This window comes from Bradyrhizobium sp. CW1 (assembly GCF_023100665.1).
GTDB lineage: Bacteria > Pseudomonadota > Alphaproteobacteria > Rhizobiales > Xanthobacteraceae > Bradyrhizobium > Bradyrhizobium canariense_D.
In genome coordinates, this window is the sequence record NZ_CP064685.1 from 16,749 (window position 1) to 35,154 (window position 18,406).

Consider the following 18,406-nt stretch of genomic DNA (forward strand, 5'->3'; position numbering starts at 1 on the left):
ATTTGGCAGTACCCGGTTCAGGAGTGACACGCATGAGTGCGTTGGTTGACAGCTCGGTCTGGTTTGCCGCGCCGCCAAGCGGGACGCTCAGAATGGGCACGCCAAGTCGATCCTCCGGAGCATCGACCAATACCTCACGACGGACTTGGTGCTGGTCGAGACGTGCCAGCTTCTAAAAGCTCGATTTGGTCGCGGCGTGGCGGAAGTCTTCTGGGAGCGGCTGCGCGACAGCGGAGTTCGGATCGAACCCATCGTCCGCGGCTTCGGAGATAGGAGCGCGCTTCCCGGACGAGAGCTTTTCCTTCGTCGACCGGACGAGTTTTGCCCTGATGGAGCGCATGGGGATCACGCGAGCAGCGACCTTCAACCCGGGCTTCGCAGCTTACCGACCCCGCCGCGGCCAGAAGCGGCCCTTCCAGATCCTTAGCGAAGGCCACAGCGCAGTCTTCATGATCCTCAGACAAGCGCTGCTTGAACGCCGGCCCGTTCAGGTAAGCCGTGACGGCAAGTGCCAGACGGTCTGCCCCTACATTCTGGGCCACGCCGCCGGCGAGGAGCGCGCATTCGTCCTCGTCGTGGACGCGAGTTCGCGCACGAAGCGTCCGGTCCAGGCCAAGTGGATCTGCCTTCGGCTGTCGAAGATCGATGACGTTCGCTTTGCCGATGAGCCCTGGATAGAGCAGGACTACCCCGGTCCGGTGCAGCGATGTGTCGATCAGGTGCACTTGGACGCGAGCCTGTTAGCTCGAGCGACAAGCCTCGGCTAGTTCGAGGCCAAGCGGCGCTGGGCGCGCGCTGCTCCGCTTTAGAGCAGTCAATTCCACACGATCGGCGCCCCGCGAAGTGCACTCCTGCCGATCTGCTTAAGCCCGTCGACCGAGGTCTCGCCCTTGCTCGCGGCTTCGAGGATCATGGAGGCCACGTGGGTGCGGGCAGCGGTCTCGTAGCAAGACACGCTCTCGCACACATCTTCGAGGACCGCGCGCAAAAGCGCGGTGGTTTCAGCATCGAACATTGGAGGTCTCCCCCAGCGAAAGCAGCATCCTGCCTGAACCCGCCCAGCCTGGGATTCACGCAAGTTATGGATGACGAAAATTTCTGCGGAAAGACGGAGAGGATTTGAGCGTGGCCCCGCCTTTTGGGGGCTGGGGGGCTTGAGGGCGGAGCCACGCAGGCCTTGCATTCGCGCGGGCCCGCCGCACCAACGGCATCAGGCCAAGCCCGTTCCATGCAGACGAGATGTCCGCTCGCAACGCGAAGAACTATGGCTCTGGGGGCCGCAGCGGCCGTGGGCCCATTTGAGGGCGTTGGTATCGAGCAGAGGGTCGTCGTTGCAGTTGGTGCAGACGTACCGCGGCCGCTTTTCTGAGGCTTCGTCGGGCACAGCTTTCATCGGCTTGCCGCACGCTGGGCACGCCTTCCGGACCGGATGGAGCATGGTCATCTGTTTCCCCTGCGATGGCACTCTAGTTCAGCCGACATCGGAAGCTCAAGCGGGCCGATGAAATCCAGGTAGCGTTCACGCAGTATTGCGGGCCCTTCTTGACTCCGCGACCGCAGAGCACTCAACTCAGGGCAGTGATGTTGAGGGGCGTGTCATGGAGCAGGAGTTCTACCGAGGTCTGGCCCAGCGGGTCCGCGGTATGGCAGAAAAGGCTGATCCGTTCACCCGGCGTCGTCTTCTGGATCTGGCCAAGCGGTACGACTCCAAGGGCGGCGCCGCAGGACCGGGAGGGACCGAACGGCCGCTGCCGGCGCCGCGCACGACGCCGCCTACGTCGAGCTTCTCCGAACCCGGCGAGGCCTGACGCGCACGCCCCTGTCGTTCTCGACGGTGGAGCATGGCCGCCTTGCCGCAGGGGCCGAAGAGAGCCCGCCAACGGAGCCTCCCGATAACCAAGCTCGCGTACCCAGCCGGTGGTTCTGGCCCTACCAGCGAGGATTTGACGCCGTAAGCGGGTGTGGATCGCATTCCGCCCTGAACGCGAGCCTAGCGGCTTGAAAGGGGGTCAGAGGAGGCGCTGCGCCTTGCACCGGTAACGCGCTGCCGTGTAGACCAGCCTTCCGGCACGTTGTGGTCGGCAGCCCCGCGTAGACGAGTGAGTTCCGACCATGCCAACGCGGCGGAGATCCATCTCTGCCGCTCCGGCCCATCGGCTTCGGCGGCAAGCTTCATCGCCGCGACGGCCTCGCGCTCGGGGTCGTACTGGAGATCCATGGATGCAATATAGTTGCAGATCGTAAACGATCACGCACCAGCGTGACCGTAGCAATCCGGGGCCGGCACCATACGCGGCTGGTGTCTAGCCGTCCTGACGAGCCGCGCCCAATCCGCCCGGTTCCTCAAGCGCACTCGCCTGAGAGCGAGCCGCTTCCCGCTTTTCGCTCGTCGATTGTGATGATTGCTGGAGACTGGCTGAAGCGTAGGTTCGGATTGCGCAGGATACCTCGGTTTTCCATTCGAAGTGTCGGATGACTGTCTCGCGGTTGAACGATCCGGTTATGCTGATCAGTTGAAGGGAGCCAACCAATTGCTCGACACGGCCGTCGCGCCCCAAAGGGAGCAGCAAGCGCTCACAATCGATCGTATGGCCGCCGCTGTTGTAGGTCGAAAACACGCTGTAGATGGCGCAGCCGCTGGCCACGCACTGCTCGGCGGCGGCTAAACCGAACTCCTTCAAGGCTGGTGGAAGAACCTCTTCCATCGATTTCCCGGCCCAGCTCGAATTGAAGACCTCTCCAACGCTGGTACCTTGGTAAAGCGCGCGAAATGTGCGCCCGTCTTCCCGGCGCTCAACGCTCCAGATGATGAGTTGTTTTGGGTCGTGCAGCCGCGCTTCGGGCCTGAACTGGTCGAGCGAAGGAAAGGGCAGATCGCCGGCCGTGCGTGCCCAGTACCGGCACATGGCCTGCTGACTGATGGACTTCACATCGGCAAATGAACCGTCCGTGTATTGCATGGCCCCAAACCTCGCCCTTTCGCGAGTGCCCCCGCAACAGGATCCAACTGCACCGACACGCGCGCAGGAAGACGGTCCGTATTTGGGCGGAGCAGTCGCCGTTCGAGCTCAAGGATTCGCTCAAGCGGCGAGGTTATCGGTGGAGCGATGGTACAGACGGGCGGTCGAAGTCCTGGTACGTCGACGTCTGCGAGTCCGCGCTCGATGACGAGCTCACGTTCTGCGGACCGAGATCTACCTAAGGGACGTCGAGCCGCGGCTGCAGACGCTGACCGCCTTCACCCGCTTCTCCGGCAGGATCTGATGGCCACGAACCGTCATCCCGAATACGCGGCGAACCTGGCCCTCAGCGGCCGAGACGCTTCTCGACCCGCTTGCGGCTGTTGCCGACCTTCTTCACGGCCTTCTTCACCGCCGAGGCTGAGCGGCCAGTCTTCTTTGCTTCGTATCGCACTTCGTAGTCCTGGCCTTTAGCCACGCGGGCGCGATCTTGTTTGCGTCCCCGTGCGGTCTTTTTCTTCGCTGCCATATGCTCCTCCATCTGCGAAACTGATGGCAGTGCAACGCTTCCAGGAATCGCGAGGTTCCCTCAAGGAAGCTGTTGCGGGCCCGAGCCGGACCGCGAGCGACGCAGCATCTCGGCTCCACCTTGGTGGGCTTTTTCCACTTTCGCTTCCTCAACCTCCTGCACGAAGATTTCGTCGCGCCGCATGAGCACAGCGGCCCTTTGGCGCACGTCGCCCGAGTTGGCCAGCTCTGAACGCTCCGGCCTAATTAGCTTCAAGTGTGCGCCCGGAGCCCGCTCCCGTTTTCTTGCAGATGCGGCCGCCGCCGAGAAGAAGCTCCAGGAACTCGCCCGCGCCGGAACAGAGTCCTGGTCAACCCTCAGCGCCGCCCTTGCTGAAACACGCGCCACTTTCGATCGCGCCAATCAGGCCACCCGAGAGGCGTTCAAACGCGCCACCACTATCGGCATCCAAAAGGTTGGATGCCGATCACCCCGAAAACGGGGTCCTTATTCCATGCCGAAACACACCCCTCGCACTGGTTTGGGCGTGCTCGCCCGCGCTCTGCCTGAGTCGGACGACATTATCGCTAAGTTACGCGCCTCGCGCTACTCGCAGACTCCAGGAGCTACCAGCCGGCAAGATCAAGACCTACAAGGCCGTCAAGGAGCCTCGCTAGTCGTCGACAGCACGGTCCACGTTGCAGACGTTGCGAGCTAGTTAGACGGGCAGCCGAAGCCAAAGGTCGTTGCTGGACAACGTACCGGCCGGCGTGGCTATCTCGATATCGACGACGCGAAATGAGCCGGGCTGGTCATCATACAAGTAGCGAAGATGCCAGACAGGGCCGAGTTCTGGTGTAATGGCGAAGTCATCTAAGGCAGTCGCGACGTATCGAACGGCATCGCGATGTGCTATCGGCGCGGAGAACATCGTTTCCATCAGCGTGGCAAGGCTCATACCTTCCTGGAGCATGGTTCGCGCGACTTCGTCACCGTGGACGAGCCTGAGGGCCGATACGAGGGCCGCGATAGCGTCAGGGTTCTTTAGAGACACGGCAGATTCGTTTCTGGCCAAAAACCGGACTATTGACGCAAGGGCGCGTGGGCGGCGGTTGCGTGTTTTCGCTGGGCAATGGACGTCTGCTACAACACCTCAGCACGAACCTGAGCCACGCCACGTTTCGTAATCCCCAAGCTGCGCGCAGCGGCCAGCGAGAGGTCGAGGACACGGCCACGGACCCAGGGTCCGCGGTCGGTGATACGAACCACCACCGACTTATTCGTCTCAAGATCAATGACGCGGACTCTCGTGCCGAACGGCAGACGGCGGTGCGCCGCGGTTAGTAGATTCCGATCAAATGATGAACCGCTCGCTGTCTTCCCTTTGGCATACGAATAGTACGAGGCTTTTCCGGAAATGGCTCGATTGAAAGATTGACCGCCTGAACGATCTTTCAAGGACTCTTCTCCGTTCGGAGGTTGCGTTTGCGGCTCATCCTTCTTTATCTGATCGAGCCCTTCAGGAGCGGGCTCCGCTTGAGCCTTTGGGATGATAGACCATCTGTCATTGAATGTTTGCCCGACAGCAGGGGTCGCGTGAAGCCCCGTCAAAGTCGAGACCGTTGCAATCACGATCATTCCAGAAAGCGGACGCATGATCGACCTCGCCAAGGCGCGTTCCGGGACATCCGGGATTCATATGCGGAGAGGTGATTTCATACCGATGTTTCTGCAATGTCTCGCACGGCGGAACCTAGACGCAGCGCAGCAAGCAGATAGCCCGCTAGAAGCGTGACCGGTAGCCGCTGATGATGCACCGCCGGAGGCTCAGGTCATGAAACAAGGGCCCGCCGGGTTAGCGCTATGTTGGCGACTCTGCTAACCCAATCCAGTGATCGGTGCCCGCCGATTGCCAACAATCTCAATTAAACTCCGCCGGCTGATAAGGTCGGCGGGTTTTTCTTTTTGCGCGCCAGCAACGCCGGTTCCCACTGGCGGGTGCAATTAGGTGACTGTGCGTGATGGCGTATCTACTGGGGCCTGCGCACTTCCCTCTGGGGCTGCGGGCGTAATCGGACCTGCCACTACGATAGCAGGCGGCTTTTGTTTCCGTTGCCGAAGGGACCAACCATCCAGCTTCTTCTTCCATCGCTTGTTCAAGTCTGGCATCGAAATGTAGGCGGAAAGGTCATCCGGATCAGTGCGACTGAAATCAATAATCTTGCTGGCGTCCTTACAATGCCCGACGAGAGCGCCGGACCAGTAATGGTAGGCAACCTTCTCGTCGAACACCTTGTTGGCGATTCCAACTGCAATGAGCTCATGAATGTTCAGGCACGCATGCACTGTCTTATATTCATCGCTCTTTACAACTTCCTTGAGAGCTTTCCCCCCGTTGATCTGTTTGCTTACAGCTTCCACATGATCATCGAATGCTTGGAACAGTTTCACGATCGAGCTATCCGCCTCAGTCTTGAGAAAGAAGTCGATCGTAGCTCTCCTGCGTGCAATCGTCCTCGTGACATGTATCGAATAGAACGCTATGCCCCCAACAACGATGGCAACACACGGCGTGATCAGAGGCGCATACGGCAGAAGCTTGTTCGCTGCGAAGTGGGCAGTATCGTATATTGCCCAACCCCATGACGCGATGACTTGACCGCTCATTGATAGCTGCGATCAGTAACGCGGTGTCCGATGACCGGTGGCGCCGGTGTAGGGATTCGCGTTTCCGCTGGTGCCGAAGTTGTCCCGCTGCGTGCCGTTCGGATTGGTGGCGACGTACGGAGCCACATAGGTGCCGGTGCTACGGGTGTAGCCCGACGAAGTGTGCGTGCTCGGGTTCGAGCCAGTGCCGCTGAGATATTGCGCGTGTGCTGTGGTTGCGGCGAGCGTTACTGCGACGGTCAGAACGAGTCGTTTCATTCCCAGTCCCCCAAATGGTTTTATAAAGCGCCGCACGCAACCACAGCTAGACCGTGGTGTCGAGTCCGACTAAGGAATGGGCCGGCTACTGTCGCCTTGGGAATTTACGGGGTCGCCGGCTCACGCTGGCGGGCCAATCCTTCCGGGAAATCTTGGCAATGGCGCGGGCCCACTTGCATCCCAAAAGCCCCCGGACCACCTTGGGGCTGAACTGATCGTGCGGAACAGAGCAGCGCCGACCGCAGGCGCCGCAGCGATGCGGAAGCCTGCGGATTCCCCCTAATTGAAACGGCCCGGGGCCTCCCTAGACCTCCTGGTATTGAACGCCGAGGTTCTCGCACGCGGTCTCAAAAGTCTTCTTTGCCTCGGAATCTTCAAAGCAAAAGCGCGCCCCAATGTCCGCGCGATCGATCCACCAGTCGATTTTTTTTCCTTCTGCAATGCGCGACGCTTCTCCGCGGAGCAGATCAAGTTGTCTCCCGGCGGCACGAACGATCAGGCAATTTTCCTTGGCCATCAAATGCTGTCCTCAAATGGTGATGCAGTATCGATAAATTGATGCCGACAAAAGATGAAAATCATGTGGCCGAGGGCGGGAACAAGCGGCAATTGAGGCGGAATTCCCTTTCGCGGAGATCATTGATCCCTTTTCAGCTTGCGCCGGTCCCAATGCGGTTCTTTCCCCTTCGGGTTGAACTCCGGGACATTTTGTCGCTTCAGTGCCCTCATGATCCCGATCCGGGCAAACATCGTCGGTCCGCCGCCTCCCGCTACCAGGATCAGCGCTTGCATCGCCGCTTGCCATTCCGGCGCCGCGTGCTCTTTCTTCGGCAAGGCGGCAATGTACTCGCCGGCGTCGAGTTAGCGTCAGCAGAGAGCGATCGTCAATCCTGACCGGATCCTCGAAGGGCCGCCGCCAGCCTTTGGTCGTTTCGTCTTTCGATAGCGGGCGAGCTCCGCTCTTGCGAGTGCCGGGGCCTGCTCAAGCGCTTCTGCCCCGGTCAACAGGTTCGGCGCGAGCCGCCGTCCCGGCATATCGTCCCAGTAGAAATAGACGCTCGCCCGACCATCGGCGAAGCAGACTTCGTAGCTGCCGGTCTGGGGCACAGCCTCGTGCTTGCGGATGCGGACGGGGGTGGGCGCCATCGGTCTAAGCAATTGCCTTTTCGGCCTCGGGTTCATCCTGAGGCCGCTTTTTAGGTCGGCGCCGGTTCACCGGGCCATTCTTCTTGGAAAGAAGCGACGATAAGCGCCTGGACAGCTTGGGCTCGCCCCCGGATGATGTAAGTTTCCGTGCAAATCCCTAACGATTGGGGGCTGCCGTGGGTACTTTCTTACTCCTGCTCGCGGCGTGCGTTGTTGGTGTTCTTCTCCTACAGGCCTTCCGCCGATAGGGCCGACTGCGGACGCAAGAGTTGCCATTAATCCTCAGCCCAGCGCCGAATTAAGCTTTTTGGCCGGTTGTTTTTGACTGTGCACGGTTGAGCGCGTTCAACTCCATCAGTGGAGACGAACGTGATCACTTGGCTGCTCGTAATCGTAATCGCGGTCAGCGTTGCAATCCTGATTGCCCACGCGATTGACGCGATACGTTCCTGAAGCTCAGCGCTGCGGCGCGCCCTTCTGCTTGTCGTGCGTGTGGCACGCTCGCGTCAGGCGGCCGGTTCACGCTGGCGGGCCCGCTGTTCTCCGGGCGAGAACAGATTGTGATTCTAATAAATCTTCGTTTGTTCCTTGCGCGTGTATTTATAAGCGGAACACCTAGAAGTAAGGCCGCCTCAGTTAGCGGCCTTCTTGCTGTAGTTCTCTGCGATCTCGTGCAGCGCGGCCCGCTCGAGGGGATCGGTCGTCGCCTGGGCCAGCTCGCGGCAGATAGCTTCCATATCCTACCGGTGTCTTCGCAAGCGACGCAGTTCATCGCTTAGCCTTCGCGGCTCCGTTCTCGGCCTCGGCTGCACCCGCGCGTCGACCAAAACCTCGGTGATCGCCTCGCGCAGGCTGTCCCGATCGAGGATGCGGATGAGCGGGTCGATGGTCTCGGCCGCGTCTCACTCGCGCGTGAGGTAGTCGGCGATGCCATCATGGCGAGGTCGTAGCTCTGCTGATCCGCTTGGCGGGGGCGAGGCGCGCCATGCTCAAGCAGCTCCGGGTAATGGAAGCGCGAGTTGGACGGCAAAGGGCTTGGTAGCATTCGCTTCGATGAAGGCCCGCAAGGCGGGCGTGATCTCGGCGGCGGCGGCGCGTTCCGCCAGCTCATCTGCGACCTCGCTGGTCGCGTCGCGGGGCCACCCCTCAATGCGGCTGAAAGCCACGATCCGAACCGGATAGGCGTACTGGCCTAAGAGCGCGTCGCGGATGATCGTTCCGAACTCGGTGTGCTCCTCGTCGGTCTCGCGCCTACCGCAGCCCGCCCTGGCGCCGAGATCATCCAGGAAAGATTCCGGTTCACGCTGGCGGGCCCAAGCGGCGCGTTCCGGTGGACGCTAGCCTTAATTGCCCCGCATTGCTGGTCGAACGAGCCCCATGCGTGCCGCATATGGTTGGAAGAATTGCAGGTTGATTGCTGCGGTTGCCGCGTTGCTTGCATCCGGCGTCGGGCTAGGAGGGTGCGCCACTTCGAGTACCGGCTCTTCATTGATGGACGCACGAGCGCAGGCACCGGCCCAGGCTCCAGCCCTCCATTATCCCGCCGTAGAAGATGTGCCCCTGAGGCGCGGCCCCGCTATGACTCACGATCAGCAGATGAAGCTCAAGCAAGCGCTTGTCGCAGCGCGCGATCGACAGGGCGCGAAAGCCAGCGGCGAGCGTGAGAGCACTACAACTGCCAAGCCCTGAATGGTCCGCCACTGTTCCTACTGCGGTTGACGGTGGAGCGCCGGACTACGGGCGCCCGGAGGGCTCTGCGTTTCCACTACGCAAGATCGGAACCTTATGAGGTTCCGCCGACTTGGGGAACTTAAGTGGTTAATTTACATGACCTATTCCATTCCGATATTCACTGAGTGTTGCAGGCTAGCTACAGCAATAAGCAAGGGAAAAAGTAAGGTCTGCGCGGCAGTGGGTGAACAAGTCGTGCTTTCAACTTCTTCCTGGGGAGACACTCGTGAGAAAACTTCTACTGACTGCGGCCGGGGCACTGGCTCTCGGCCTATCGGCTCCCGCCAGCGCGGCGGATATGGCAGCGCGTCCCTATACCAAGGCGCCTCCGATGGTCGCCGCTATTTACGACTGGAGCGGCTTCTACATCGGCGCCAACGGCGGTTGGGGCTCAAGCCGCAACAGCTGGGATTCGGTTGCGCCCTTCCTGGTTGGCCCCGAGGGTTCGCACGATGCAACCGGCGGTGTTGCGGGTGGTCAGGTTGGCTATCGCTGGCAGACTGGCACCTGGGTGTTCGGCCTGGAAGCGCAGGGCGACTGGGCGGACCTGCGCGGCAACAACCTGAGCACCCTGTTCGGACCGGGCTTCCGCAACGATTCACGAATCAATGCGTTTGGTCTGTTCACGGGTCAGCTCGGCTGGGCCACCAACAACGTCCTGTTCTACGTCAAGGGCGGTGCTGCCGTGACCGATAATCGCAACCGGATCTATTCGACTGCGACTGGCGCTGTGCTTGCCACCACCGGCGATGACACCCGTTGGGGCGGCACGGTTGGGGTGGGCCTGGAATACGGCTTTGCCCCCGGCTGGTCGGCTGGTGTCGAATACGATCATCTGTTCATGCAGGATCGTACCCTCACTTTCACGGGCCCCGCGGGCCTAGCATTCGGTGCGGATCGCATTCGTCAGGACGTCGATCTCGTCACGGTTCGCGTCAACTACAAGTTCGGCGGCCCTTCCATCGGACGGTACTAAACCGTTCAGCTCTCCCGTTCCAGTAAACTGGCCCGGCCGCAACAACGGTCGGGCTTTTTCTTGATAATCCGCTCTTTCTGATTGCGCCTGAGTTCTTGAACAGGCTGAACGGGGCGGTGTGAGTACTCCCACGTCAAGCCGAGTTTGATTGTAAGGGGCTGCCTGGTTCAGCCTAAGTGCGCGGGCAGGGCCTTCCTCGCCGCCCTGGAGCATCCGCCAGCCGAGCACGAGCCGATGCTTGACGAGCTGATCGAGCACCCGTCGGCGAGCGTTCTCCCGCGCCTTGCCAACACGCCGCAACGTCGCATCGATGATCGCAAGGGGCGTCGCGGGAGTAGGGGACGGAGGGCGCGGGAGCGCTGGTCGGCGTAGACCAGGAGGAGTGACGATGACCGACGTGCTTCTTTGGGACGCGGGGCCTGGATCATCATCATGGTCGGAGCTGTCGGTATTCTGGCAGCGGCCATGCATGCTCGCCGCATTAGGCGGGAAAAAACGCCGAGGCGGGCTTGAAGCGATCGACGCAAATCACGGATCCTATTGCGCGACATGGGCAAGGCTCGCCACGACGACGATCTGGCTGACTATCACCTTCGCGCCGCCGGCGTCGCGGCGATCTGGATCGAGGGGCCGGGCATATCGGCGCGGCGACCGTCGCGACCGTCGAGGACCAGCCGGGCCGCATCGTCGATTGCTGCATCCGCGGCGTCACTTCCGCCGCAGCTATCACTGTACGATTGAAGCAGTCCGTCCAGGCAAGCCCGAAGCCATCCCGCGCAAGCTCGAGGATGGCGGACGGGCTCTGCGTCGGCCTCACCAAGCACCACACGGACGTGGAGCGCCCTCGCGCCGCGGTCGCGGCCTTCAACGCGGCGATCGAGAAGATGGAGGCGGCGAACTATTCGAGTTCAACGCGGCCTTCAAGGCCGCCCGGAAGGTTCACCCAACCATCCGCTACCAGGATTACCTGCACGCCCGGAAGGCGGCTATGCTAGAGGCCGCGGCGAGGGAGACGCAGCGGTAAGGCTGTCGTCAGGTTTTGAGCCTATTCACATGCGAGCTATCTTCGTCGCACCAAATGCCGGTTGTGCCTCATTTTTCAGACGAAACCCCTCTTGATCAAATTGACTTGCCGTCCCGTCTTCGCAATGCGCTCGAGATCGAGGGCGTCAAGACCGTCGGCGAGGTACGGAACATGGCCGATGCCGATCTGCTGAGCTTCCAGAACCTCGGCGCCGCCTCCGTTCGCCATCTGCGTCAATTATTCGGAGCTTCGCGAAGCGACCGACGTCGAAAAGGACGCGGCGGCGGCTAAGCCGGGAGAGGCGCGCGAAACGAGCACCGGCCCCTCTTTCAGGTACTCGCCGAGATAGGCGCTGCCGGATAATTGCCTTTCGACAGAGTGGGGGAGGGCTGCGGCGGCCCACGCGAATATTGGCGCCTGGCCCTCGGGTTGCATCGCGGCGAGCGAGATCATTTTTCGTGCCGGCGTTGGTGCGCGAGCACTTCACCTCCTCCAATTCAAACCCGGCGAGTGGGTCGAATGGGTGCCCTCTGCCAGCAAACCTGCCTCATGGCCCCAGCGGCATCGGCGCGAATTAGACGGACCAAGCAATAGGGCTTGCCCCCAAGCGCCGGAGCATTCACGAACGATCGAATTCCGGCGGCTCAGCACTCGCGGCTTGCCGCAAACGTTCGGCCTCCAGTCTAAGGCGGCCCGCGCGTTTCAAAGCCTCGTGGCGCTCGGATCCGGCAGGAAAGTTGCGCGCTTCCGCAAGCGCAGCCTCAGCCTCCTGCCAAGCGCGATCAGCCTCCAATTGCTGTTCCTTCTGCCCCATGGCCAACCCGTCGCAGCTACCCGGCACGGACACTCGGGTGATCGTATCCAGCGGCTTTGGCATTTTGCAACTGCGATCGCCCATCGCAGCTAGTTTCGGGCCGATCGAAATCGCGGGTTTACGCAGGGGAACAACTGGTCATCAAAGCGAGTTGGGCAGTGAACCGAATGGAGGACGTCATGAAATTGCTCGTTGCTTCCGTCTGCTTGTTGGGCCTCGCCGCGGTCTCTCCGGCGGAGGCGAAAGGCTGCATAAAGGGTGCGATTGTTGGGGGTGTCGCTGGGCACCTGGCAGGCCATGGTAAGGTCGGAGCTGCGGCCGGATGTGCCATAGGCCATCATGAGGCCAACAAGCAGCAGAACCCGAGCGATTCAAACGCCCAGGCCCCCGCGAAGCAGAAATGAGGAGCTAAAAGTCCGACGGATCGACGTCTTAAAGAACGCCCAGACCCAGACGTTGCTTTTCAGTTGGAGCTCGACACCGGGGAAACTTTCCTTGTGCCGATCGGACCCAAATTGGTGTCCGTTCTGATCGAGAGTCTTGAGCGAGCGCGGCGGATAATGCCCGCGGTACTATCACGCCAGTAGGTAACTCAACTTCGGTATATGGACTTTGCAACGAATCCTTCGAACCGGCGCACAGCACGGGCAACACACGTCTGATAGGCCGAAATGATCTCACGCAGATCCTCTGGGTCCAAACGTGCGGAGAGCGACGTCGAACCGACAAGGTCCGAAAACATCACGGTGACCTGGCGGCGCTCGGCCGTATCCTTGGCAGCTTTGTCCCTTACCAGTGGAGTGTCGACTATTGTCGTTGGTGCTCCTCCCTCGGAGTGCAACCTCTCGATAGCGTTGAGCAGCTTACGGCGATGCCCTACAAGTCCGACCCCAAGGTCCTTTAAGTCCTCGGCCGTCAAGCTCGGCAGGACTGTTTCGTCAATCTGATTGTCGCGGAATGCCGCCTCATATTGTTCGAGGCCAAGCCTCCGCAGCCACCCTCCGACGTCCATGACGGCGCCCTATCACCTAACGTTACATGATCCCTCAAGCGAAACAGACTGTCTAGGTACCGCGTTCGAATGGTCTCGGGGAGGGCAGTTCTTGGCGAAACGCGGACATTCGCCTGATCGGCACATCCGCGAAGAGCCAAGATCTACGACGAGGTGAGGGTTCCGCAGCCATCCTCTCATACAGCCGCCACCTCTCTGCGCGGGTGCGGCAGATGAGCTAGATCTGCTGGGGTCATTTGGAGGCAACGCCCTCCTCGAGCAGCTCAACCTTGCCGCGCGTGTTGTCTGTTATCGCAAAAACCTCGTAAAAATCGATCTGCGGCTTCATGCCGTAGCGCTGGATGATGCCCTCGAGCCACGGCCCGGTGTAGAACGCCGTAGCGTCCTCGATACGCTCCCACTGGTACACGCCGCCCGCCCAGCCGCTTTCGGACCAGATGAAGTGCTTGCTGATCAGCCCCGTCACCTCGCGGAAGTTGGGTGCGATCTTGTGAAAGTGCTCGCAACACGCGGCGTAGTCGATCTGCGGCGGCAGCTTGTATCGTACAACGGCGGTAATCATGTGACCTCCTTGTAAGCATGCCCGGCACAACATTGATGGCAAACCCGCGATCAAGCAAACGAAGCGGGAAGCGACCTGGTCAAAGGCGCAAAGCTAACCGGTAGCTTCTGTTCTGCTGCGACAAGTCGACTATTCCAGAGCACGCTGGACTCAGCGTTAGAAGTCAGCCTTATCCTGCATGGTCTTTGGATAGGCGTCGCTCAATTCGCGTAACGCAGGCTCCATGCTGGCGCGTGTGTACGACCGAAATATCGATCATCCACTCGCGCCGATCGCGATCACATGCGACAGACGGTGCCGTGAGTAGGTCAATACGATTGACAAGAGCCTTAATTGCCGCGGCTATCTTCCTCCAGTGTCATCGGCAGGGCAGGGCGCGCTCGGCATCTGATGGAAAATGCGAGCGCGGCACGGGCTCAGATGATGCCCGAAGAGAGGCGAGCTAAGGGCCCGCAAAGCGCCACCCGGTGACCGAAGAAAACCAACCGCCGCTGCGGGGAAGAATCCGCGCGCGTCGCGCTGGCGCAGCCAGAACGTGGGGCTCAACACCTATTCGGCTTGTTTTCAGGCCCGCTGCGATCGCGATGCCGCGGTAAAACAACTCGAGAAGGCCGCCCGACGAAACGAGGTCACCCTGCTCGAGGCGCCGGCAGATGCCATCGTCCTCGATGTCGCGCAACGCTCCGTAGCGTCGATTATGAAAGAGGCGGAGCCGCTCTACACGCTCGTTTCCCCGCTCGAAGCAAAGGTTCTGGTCGAGGGGCGCGACGTGGGAAAGGTCAAGACCGCATCTCTCACCCGCGTGAAACTGGAAGCGTGGCCGTTTCAGAAGCACGGCACCCTGGAGGGACAGGTCAGAACGCTCTCCGAGGACGTTTTTAGTCCAGATCCCAAGAAAGACGGGGAAGCACGGCCGCACTACAAGGCGCGCATCAAGCTCACCTCAGCCGAGTTGAGCAATGTGCCAAACCATTTCCGTCTTATTCCCGGGATGGCCGTAACCGCGGAAATCAAAGCGGGCGAGCGCAGCGTCATGTCGTATTTCCTCTACCCGCTCCTTCGGGGGCTCGACGAGAGCATTCGAGAGCCGTGATGAATGCGTCGAGTTCAGCGGCCCTCTTTTGAAGGTTGGGTTGTGGCCCTTCACGACTGTTGCGCCGCCTCACGTCATCGGTCGCTGAAGCGCCATAGCGGAAATGGACGGGCCGGCGTCTATCGCAGCAGACGACGCTCTTGACCCGAACCCGCACTCCCAGAATGTCCGATAACACGGAGTTAAACCGGAAGCGGCTTGCTCAAGTCCGCGGCCGAAAAGAGGACGTCGTTAACCGGTGATTAACGAACACCGCTCAATCTAAAACAAAGCAACCAAAAAACAGCGAGTCGGCACTCCTGGATTCCAAGGTGCGGCTGCAACGTCGGTTGGTTCGTCTCCGTGGCCGGTCCTACGTCACTTCGTGTTTTCCCCGGTCATGCCAATCGTGAACTGGTTTGGGAATCGACGCAACGCTTGCCCCGTTCGCCCGGATTTTTTGTCGGGCGCGCCGGCAAAGGAGGTAAGGATGGCCAAAGTCTTGGTCGTAACGTCAGGTAAAGGCGGCGTTGGAAAAACCACTTCCACCGCCGCGCTCGGTGCCGCGCTCGCACAAAGCGGAGAAAAAGTCGTAGTTGTCGATTTCGACGTCGGCCTGCGCAATCTCGACCTCATCATGGGGGCGGAACGACGCGTTGTATTCGACCTCATCAACGTCGTGCACGGCGTTGCAAAGGTTTCGCAGGCGCTGATCCGCGACAAGCGGCTCGAGAATCTATGGTTGCTTCCTGCATCCCAGACCAGGGACAAGGATGCCCTGACCGATGAGGGGGTCGAGCGCGTCATCGCCGATCTGCGAACCAAGTTCGATTGGGTGCTCTGTGACAGCCCGGCGGGCATTGAGCGAGGTGCAACCCTTGCGATGCGCTATGCGGATGAAGCGGTTATCGTCACGAATCCCGAAGTCTCGTCCGTCCGTGATGCTGATCGCATTATCGGGATGCTCGATTCCAAGACTGCAAAGGCAGAGAAGGGCGAACAGGTGAAGAAACACGTGTTGATCACCCGGTATGACTCGGGCCGCGCAGCACGAGGCGAAATGCTCAGCATCGATGACATTCTCGAAATCCTCACCACTCCACTTCTGGGAATCATTCCCGAAAGCCAGGACGTCCTGCGGGCGTCAAACGTCGGCTCCCCGGTCACGCTGAACAACGCCGCAAGCGCGCCCGCCCGGGCCTATACCGATGCGGCGCGGCGCCTGAATGGCGAGATGATTACGATGATGGTGCCGGTCGAACGCAAGGGCTTTATGGAAAGGCTGCTTGGACGGAGGGCGGCATGAGCATGAACTTTTTGCGGTTACTCAGCCGCCGCCCCGGTTCCGCCCCGGTTGCCCGGGAGAGGCTGCAAATTCTTTTGGCGCACGAACGCGGCCTGCGCGGCCAGCCGAATTTACTTGGGATTCTGCGGGAAGAGATACTTGCCGTGGTCTCGCGACACGTCATGCTCGATCCGGAAAAGGTTATCGTTCGGATGGATAGAGGTGAAAGTGTCTCGACGCTTGAAGTCGATATCGAGCTGCCCAATGAATTCGAGAAACGGATCGCGGCCGCAGGCTGACGCAGGTCCTGCCCCTGAGGAAAGCACGGGGTCATTTACCCGGGAATACCGCGTGGCTTCTTTGGAAGCATCGGTGGCGACGGTCCCTATGACGGGCGTCATGCGAGCCTCTGCGTGTCTACGTGCGGAAGCTCGCCCATCTCGCGGGACCGGCCGGCGCCGTGGCGCTGTTTTCCGGCGACGGCCAATTCCGCGCCGCGACAACGGATCCACGCTCGTCGGGGCGAGGTGGTCGGATTTCCTCGGCGCGGCGTGCTTGCTCTGACACATGCGCGGGGAGCCGCGGGGTGCGGTCGGCTGTCGTCCCGACGCAGACGAATCCTTGCGCTAGGTCTGACATCGCGTCTGCAGGTTCAATGCTTTGAAAAGCACATCGAAGGCACCTGACCGGCACGGCCTGGCCTCAGCGACTGGTTGGGCGCGACTGGCGCCAGCGCTTGCCTCGGAAGTTCCGTGCCGGGGCCGAGGTCTGGGCAGCATGATCGCGGATTTTCCGGTTGCGCTGCGCTCCTGCTGCTCGATGATCTTCGAATCTTCTTGCGCAACGATCGCAGTTTGGTCCGGCGGATGCATCATTTCGCTCGAGGAAAGCGGCTGCGGCGGCGCTTTGAATTGCCGAATTTCGAGCCGGTCTACCTTGGTCAGTGTATCCTGTGAGGGGCGCAATCCGACAGTCGCCTCAGCAGGCGGCTCGTTCACAGGCTCTGTCATGCGAGGCGGTGCCTCGAGCTCCATCACCGCGAGTGTCGCGAGGCCAACGAGGAAGAGAGCCACTCTCATCTGATTTCACGCTCTCTGAACGAGAAACCTCGCTCAGATCCTCTTAGAAGTGAGCTCCAGAAATCGGAGAACGATTGCAACGGTCCAATAAGGCCGCTTAGCGGCAGAGGTGAACCAGGGAGAACGGCTACGGGAGAAGATCAACGACAGGGTTAACGCGGGTCATGTGAACTGGCCCGCTGAAGCGGACAGTTAACTCGCCGACGATGTGGCGCTGACAGCTTCTCACTTTGAAAATGTCACCAAAACTCGCCGCTCGACGGCCATTTCGTCCTCACTAGGCTCAGGCAAATTGGCGGCTTCATCTTGAGGGGGAGACGTGCGTCTGTGAGCCAGCTGTCATTTTGTCTTCCGATATCTAGGTCGCGTCACCAAGGCCCGCATTCTGGAGGCTGTCAACGACGGTGTGAGCGGCGAGGCTGCCGAGCGGATGGCAGATATGAAGAAGGTCGATATGGCGGAAGCAGCCGAGCAGTTGCTCGCTGCGACCGACTGGCTGCCCGCTGTGCTGAGGACTGCCAAGCCGCAAGAGCAATCCGATGCGCCCAATGCTGGGCTAGGCGATGATGCCTATTCGGAGGCTGCCGAGTGAGTTCTCATCCGGGGCCGCGCGTGCGCGGCCCCGGCCAACCATCCAAAATTTCGGCCGCGCGCCTTGGCGCGCGGCCGATTTAATTGATGCAAAGGTAGCGATCACAGACGCATGCCGACACCTGGAGGACGGATACGGGTCCTTCCGATATTGCCGATCGTCGCGAACCGCTAACCCGGGATGGTCGTCTGGCCCGCTTCATCAGCGGCGATGTGCTCTTGCCCGGGTCCTTGTTCAAACGAATGATGGCCGCCGTTCGGATCGTCTTTCGGCGGGAGTTCCTTCCCGCGGCGGTCCGATACGCCACGACAGCATGCGAAATTGGTCGCTCAGGCCCAGCGCATTGCTTATGATGTACAGCAGATCGACCGCGCGTTCTCGACCAATTATGCGCCGGCGACGCCAGGGATCGACGTCGTGACGTGCAAGAACAGACAAGACGCTCAATGTCATCTCATCTGTATCGCAAATGGAAGCGAACAAAAACGCATCGTACTGAGACTCTAGACGAGGAAGGTCGGTCATTTCATACTCCCGCTTCCGCTGGGCAAGACGCAGTGTTGACAATCGGTGCGGAGTCGCGGCTGCTGGAGTTGCTAAGCTGACGCCTCAGTTCACGGGTTTCTTCAAAGCGCCTCGTCACGTCACGGAGGATCGCTGCAGTTCCAGCGGGCCGTCTCCCGTCATCGCGCAACAAGACAATAGTGAATTCGACAGAAA

General features: G+C 60.6%; 23 protein-coding genes and 2 pseudogenes. 9 read left to right on the top strand and 16 right to left on the bottom strand.

All coding sequences use genetic code 11. From position 1 onward, the window contains the following. The first annotated feature begins 329 nt into the window (after positions 1-329). Complete coding sequence (locus IVB54_RS39615) at positions 330-767, top strand: hypothetical protein (protein WP_247374672.1); 438 nt, start codon at positions 330-332, stop codon at positions 765-767. A 47-nt stretch (positions 768-814) separates the two neighbouring features. On the opposite strand, the gene IVB54_RS39620 is transcribed toward IVB54_RS39615, so the two are convergent. Beyond that, the gene (locus IVB54_RS39620; protein WP_018456175.1) at positions 815-1,015 is read right to left on the bottom strand and encodes a hypothetical protein; all 201 of its coding nucleotides are present in this window, start codon (positions 1,013-1,015) and stop codon (positions 815-817) included. Positions 1,016-1,598: 583 nt separating this feature from the next. Here IVB54_RS39620 and IVB54_RS39625 point away from each other — a divergent pair. After that, complete coding sequence (locus tag IVB54_RS39625; protein ID WP_247371448.1) at positions 1,599-1,808, top strand: hypothetical protein; 210 nt, start codon at positions 1,599-1,601, stop codon at positions 1,806-1,808. A 495-nt stretch (positions 1,809-2,303) separates the two neighbouring features. Here IVB54_RS39625 and IVB54_RS39630 read toward each other — a convergent pair whose 3' ends face one another. Continuing rightward, positions 2,304-2,960 (bottom strand): hypothetical protein, encoded by a 657-nt coding sequence (locus tag IVB54_RS39630; protein WP_247476021.1) that lies wholly within the window; start codon positions 2,958-2,960, stop codon positions 2,304-2,306. A gap of 59 nt (positions 2,961-3,019) precedes the next feature. Here IVB54_RS39630 and IVB54_RS39635 point away from each other — a divergent pair. After that, positions 3,020-3,264, top strand: a pseudogene (locus IVB54_RS39635) (3'-5' exonuclease); the annotation flags it as partial. 42 nt (positions 3,265-3,306) lie between these two features. Here the strand turns inward: IVB54_RS39635 and IVB54_RS39640 are convergent. The 8 genes from IVB54_RS39640 to IVB54_RS39675 form a co-directional block, all read right to left on the bottom strand. After that, positions 3,307-3,489, bottom strand: a complete 183-nt coding sequence (locus IVB54_RS39640; RefSeq protein ID WP_085352473.1) for a DUF3606 domain-containing protein — start codon at positions 3,487-3,489, stop codon at positions 3,307-3,309. A 697-nt stretch (positions 3,490-4,186) separates the two neighbouring features. Then, positions 4,187-4,522, bottom strand: a complete 336-nt coding sequence (locus IVB54_RS39645) for a hypothetical protein (RefSeq protein ID WP_247371454.1) — start codon at positions 4,520-4,522, stop codon at positions 4,187-4,189. A gap of 89 nt (positions 4,523-4,611) precedes the next feature. Further along, entirely contained in the window at positions 4,612-5,124 is a 513-nt protein-coding gene (locus IVB54_RS39650; RefSeq protein ID WP_247371458.1) for a septal ring lytic transglycosylase RlpA family protein, read from the bottom strand. 348 nt (positions 5,125-5,472) lie between these two features. Further along, positions 5,473-6,135, bottom strand: coding sequence for a DUF4760 domain-containing protein (locus IVB54_RS39655; RefSeq protein WP_247378231.1), 663 nt, complete (start codon positions 6,133-6,135; stop codon positions 5,473-5,475). 12 nt (positions 6,136-6,147) lie between these two features. Then, positions 6,148-6,393, bottom strand: a complete 246-nt coding sequence (locus IVB54_RS39660) for a hypothetical protein (protein WP_247371463.1) — start codon at positions 6,391-6,393, stop codon at positions 6,148-6,150. 304 nt (positions 6,394-6,697) lie between these two features. Then, complete coding sequence (locus tag IVB54_RS39665; protein WP_247371466.1) at positions 6,698-6,910, bottom strand: hypothetical protein; 213 nt, start codon at positions 6,908-6,910, stop codon at positions 6,698-6,700. Between the two features lie 119 nt (positions 6,911-7,029). Next, positions 7,030-7,227 carry a hypothetical protein gene (locus IVB54_RS39670; RefSeq protein ID WP_345947051.1) on the bottom strand — a complete coding sequence of 66 codons (198 nt, stop codon included), beginning with the start codon at positions 7,225-7,227 and terminating at the stop codon, positions 7,030-7,032. 1,301 nt (positions 7,228-8,528) lie between these two features. Next, on the bottom strand, positions 8,529-8,825 hold the full coding sequence (locus tag IVB54_RS39675; RefSeq protein WP_247378294.1) for a hypothetical protein: 297 nt from the start codon (positions 8,823-8,825) through the stop codon (positions 8,529-8,531). Between the two features lie 671 nt (positions 8,826-9,496). Between IVB54_RS39675 and IVB54_RS39680 the strand changes: the two genes are divergently transcribed. Beyond that, positions 9,497-10,246, top strand: a complete 750-nt coding sequence (locus IVB54_RS39680; protein ID WP_247369731.1) for an outer membrane beta-barrel protein — start codon at positions 9,497-9,499, stop codon at positions 10,244-10,246. A gap of 1,099 nt (positions 10,247-11,345) precedes the next feature. Here the strand turns inward: IVB54_RS39680 and IVB54_RS39685 are convergent. The 3 genes from IVB54_RS39685 to IVB54_RS39695 all read right to left on the bottom strand — a co-directional run bounded on the left by IVB54_RS39685 (position 11,346) and on the right by IVB54_RS39695 (position 12,147). Next, positions 11,346-11,498 carry a hypothetical protein gene (locus tag IVB54_RS39685; protein WP_247369733.1) on the bottom strand — a complete coding sequence of 51 codons (153 nt, stop codon included), beginning with the start codon at positions 11,496-11,498 and terminating at the stop codon, positions 11,346-11,348. Positions 11,499-11,507: 9 nt separating this feature from the next. Then, positions 11,508-11,723 (bottom strand): hypothetical protein, encoded by a 216-nt coding sequence (locus IVB54_RS39690; RefSeq protein ID WP_247369734.1) that lies wholly within the window; start codon positions 11,721-11,723, stop codon positions 11,508-11,510. A gap of 166 nt (positions 11,724-11,889) precedes the next feature. Next, the gene (locus tag IVB54_RS39695; protein ID WP_247369737.1) at positions 11,890-12,147 is read right to left on the bottom strand and encodes a hypothetical protein; all 258 of its coding nucleotides are present in this window, start codon (positions 12,145-12,147) and stop codon (positions 11,890-11,892) included. 116 nt (positions 12,148-12,263) lie between these two features. On the opposite strand from IVB54_RS39695, the gene IVB54_RS39700 reads away from it, so the two are divergent. Then, positions 12,264-12,488 carry a hypothetical protein gene (locus tag IVB54_RS39700; RefSeq protein ID WP_247378235.1) on the top strand — a complete coding sequence of 75 codons (225 nt, stop codon included), beginning with the start codon at positions 12,264-12,266 and terminating at the stop codon, positions 12,486-12,488. 188 nt (positions 12,489-12,676) lie between these two features. On the opposite strand, the gene IVB54_RS39705 is transcribed toward IVB54_RS39700, so the two are convergent. Both IVB54_RS39705 and IVB54_RS39710 read right to left on the bottom strand, forming a co-directional pair. Next, positions 12,677-13,096, bottom strand: a complete 420-nt coding sequence (locus IVB54_RS39705) for an adenylate/guanylate cyclase domain-containing protein (RefSeq protein WP_247476019.1) — start codon at positions 13,094-13,096, stop codon at positions 12,677-12,679. A 232-nt stretch (positions 13,097-13,328) separates the two neighbouring features. Further along, positions 13,329-13,658, bottom strand: a complete 330-nt coding sequence (locus IVB54_RS39710) for a hypothetical protein (protein ID WP_247369723.1) — start codon at positions 13,656-13,658, stop codon at positions 13,329-13,331. Between the two features lie 535 nt (positions 13,659-14,193). On the opposite strand from IVB54_RS39710, the gene IVB54_RS39715 reads away from it, so the two are divergent. The 4 genes and pseudogenes from IVB54_RS39715 to IVB54_RS39730 form a co-directional block, all read left to right on the top strand. Continuing rightward, a complete protein-coding gene (locus IVB54_RS39715; RefSeq protein ID WP_247369720.1) occupies positions 14,194-14,751 on the top strand; it encodes a hypothetical protein in 558 nt (185 codons plus the stop codon). Between the two features lie 469 nt (positions 14,752-15,220). After that, a complete protein-coding gene (gene minD / locus IVB54_RS39720) occupies positions 15,221-16,036 on the top strand; it encodes a septum site-determining protein MinD (protein WP_247369717.1) in 816 nt (271 codons plus the stop codon). Positions 16,037-16,038: 2 nt separating this feature from the next. Continuing rightward, complete coding sequence (gene minE, locus IVB54_RS39725) at positions 16,039-16,314, top strand: cell division topological specificity factor MinE (protein ID WP_247369726.1); 276 nt, start codon at positions 16,039-16,041, stop codon at positions 16,312-16,314. A 1,135-nt stretch (positions 16,315-17,449) separates the two neighbouring features. Next, positions 17,450-17,686, top strand: a pseudogene (locus tag IVB54_RS39730) (chromosome partitioning protein ParB); the annotation flags it as partial. Between the two features lie 234 nt (positions 17,687-17,920). On the opposite strand, the gene IVB54_RS39735 reads toward IVB54_RS39730, so the two are convergent. After that, entirely contained in the window at positions 17,921-18,211 is a 291-nt protein-coding gene (locus tag IVB54_RS39735; RefSeq protein WP_247454546.1) for a hypothetical protein, read from the bottom strand. Positions 18,212-18,406 lie beyond the last annotated feature (195 nt).